General features: G+C 61.7%; 2 protein-coding genes. Both read left to right on the top strand.

Translation table 11 applies throughout. The features are described from left to right. Positions 1-16 precede the first annotated feature (16 nt). Positions 17-241, top strand: coding sequence for a hypothetical protein (locus SB4_RS16925; protein WP_058753516.1), 225 nt, complete (start codon positions 17-19; stop codon positions 239-241). Between the two features lie 16 nt (positions 242-257). Continuing rightward, positions 258-1,888: recombinase family protein (locus SB4_RS16920; RefSeq protein ID WP_058753515.1), on the top strand; the 1,631-nt coding region annotated here is incomplete at its 3' end.

Below are 1,888 nucleotides of genomic sequence, written 5' to 3'. Positions count from 1 at the left end.
GTAAATTCTGTTGGGCATGAGCCCAGACGAGCACACGAGACAGACGAAAATAACGCAAGGCGAGCGCGAAGAGCTGCTCGAAGCAATGCTCGTCGATGCGCCGGAGCTGACCTTCACATCGCGCGGAGATCCCGACCCTCGGCTCATCCAGCTTGCCCGTTTGCTCGGCAGGCAAATGGCGCGCGAGACCTTTGCGGAGCAGACCAATATTATTTCCAAGCGGGGCTCGAACGGCTCCTGACGGCGGGAGACGTTTTATGAAAGTCGCCATCTACGCGCGCTATTCCTCGGACAACCAGCGTGACGCCTCGATCGCTGATCAGCTCCGCATCTGCCGCGCACACGCCGAGAAGCAAGGCTGGCAGATTATCGAGGAATATACCGACCATGCCATCTCCGGTGCATCGCTTCTCCGTCCTGGCATCCAGGCGCTGATCGCCGACGCCACGCGCGGCCGGTTTCAGATCGTGCTGGCAGAGGCGATGGACCGCCTGTCGCGCGATCAACAGGACATTGCCGGCCTCTACAAGCGCATGAGCTATTCCGACGTGAAGATCGTCACGCTGTCGGAGGGTGAGGTCTCGCATCTGCATGTCGGGCTGAAGGGCACGATGAACGCGCTGTTTTTGCAGGACCTTGCCGACAAGACGCGCCGCGGCCAGCGCGGGCGCGTCGAGGCGGGCAAATCGGGCGGCGGCAATGCCTACGGCTATGACGTGGTGAAGAAGTTCGACGGCAATGGCGAACCAATCCGCGGTGATCGCACGATCAACGAGGTCCAAGCCAACGTGGTGCGGCGAATCTTCCGGGACTATGCCGCCGGCAAATCGGCCAAGACCATCGCCTTCGCGCTCAACAAGGAAGGCGTCCCCTCGCCTTCCGGGGGTGACTGGGGGTTCAGCACGATCAACGGCAACCCGAAGCGGGGCACCGGCATCCTCAACAATGAGATGTATGTCGGCAAGCTGGTGTGGAACCGCCAACGCTTCGTGAAGGACCCCGACACGGGCAAGCGCCAGGCACGGCCGAACCCGGAAGCGGAATGGGTCATCCAGGAGGCACCTGAGCTACGCATCATAGAGGACGAGCTGTGGCAGGCGGTGAAGGCGCGTCAGGCCAGAAACACGATTGATCGAGACGACAAGGGCGAACCCAGCGTCGCACTCATCAACACACGCCGACGCCCCAAATATCTCTTTTCGGGGCTGACCAAGTGCGCCTGCTGTGGCGGAGGCTATTCGGCGATCTCGGCGACGCTGATCGGTTGCTCTACCGCTCGCAACAAAGGCACCTGCGACAATCGCGTCAACATCCGCCGGGACGAGCTGGAGAGCCGCGTACTCGACGCACTGCGCACCCGTATGCTTGATCCGACGATCTTCGCCGAGTTTTGCGACGCCTATACGCAGGAAATGAACCGCCTCCGGATGGAAGCGCGCTCCAACATCGATGGAGCGCAAGCTGAGATCGCTCGGATCGACCGAGAGGTGCAGAAGCTGATGGATCTCTATCTGAAGGATGCCTTGTCCGTCGATGACGTGAAGGAGCGCGGCGACAAGCTGCGAGCGAGAAAGGCCGAACTGACGACGTTCCTGTCCAGCGCCGACGAGCCACCTCCGGTTCTGCACCCGGCGATGGCCAAGCAGTACCGACTGCGCGTTCAGCATCTTTACGAGACCCTGCAGGACGATTCCGAGGAGCGGCGCACCGAGGCGGCCGACGTCCTGCGCACGCTCGTCGAGGACATCATCCTGACGCCCGCCGATGGCAAGATCCAGATCGACGTTCGCGGCGATCTCGCTGAAATCCTTACGCTTTCCGCGCAAAAGCAAAACCCCGCAGCGGGAGCTACGGGGTCGCAAGTAAAGATGGTTGCGGGGGCAGGATT

The sequence above is a fragment of the Sphingomonas sanguinis genome, from assembly GCF_001476905.1.
GTDB lineage: Bacteria > Pseudomonadota > Alphaproteobacteria > Sphingomonadales > Sphingomonadaceae > Sphingomonas > Sphingomonas sanguinis_B.
This window is presented reverse-complemented; position numbering and strand designations above follow the sequence as displayed.

Excerpts from the sequence above, each read along its gene's own strand:
- SB4_RS16925 (WP_058753516.1), top strand. The coding sequence starts at position 17 with ATGAGCCCAGACGAGCACACGAGACAGACGAAAATAACGCAAGGCGAG.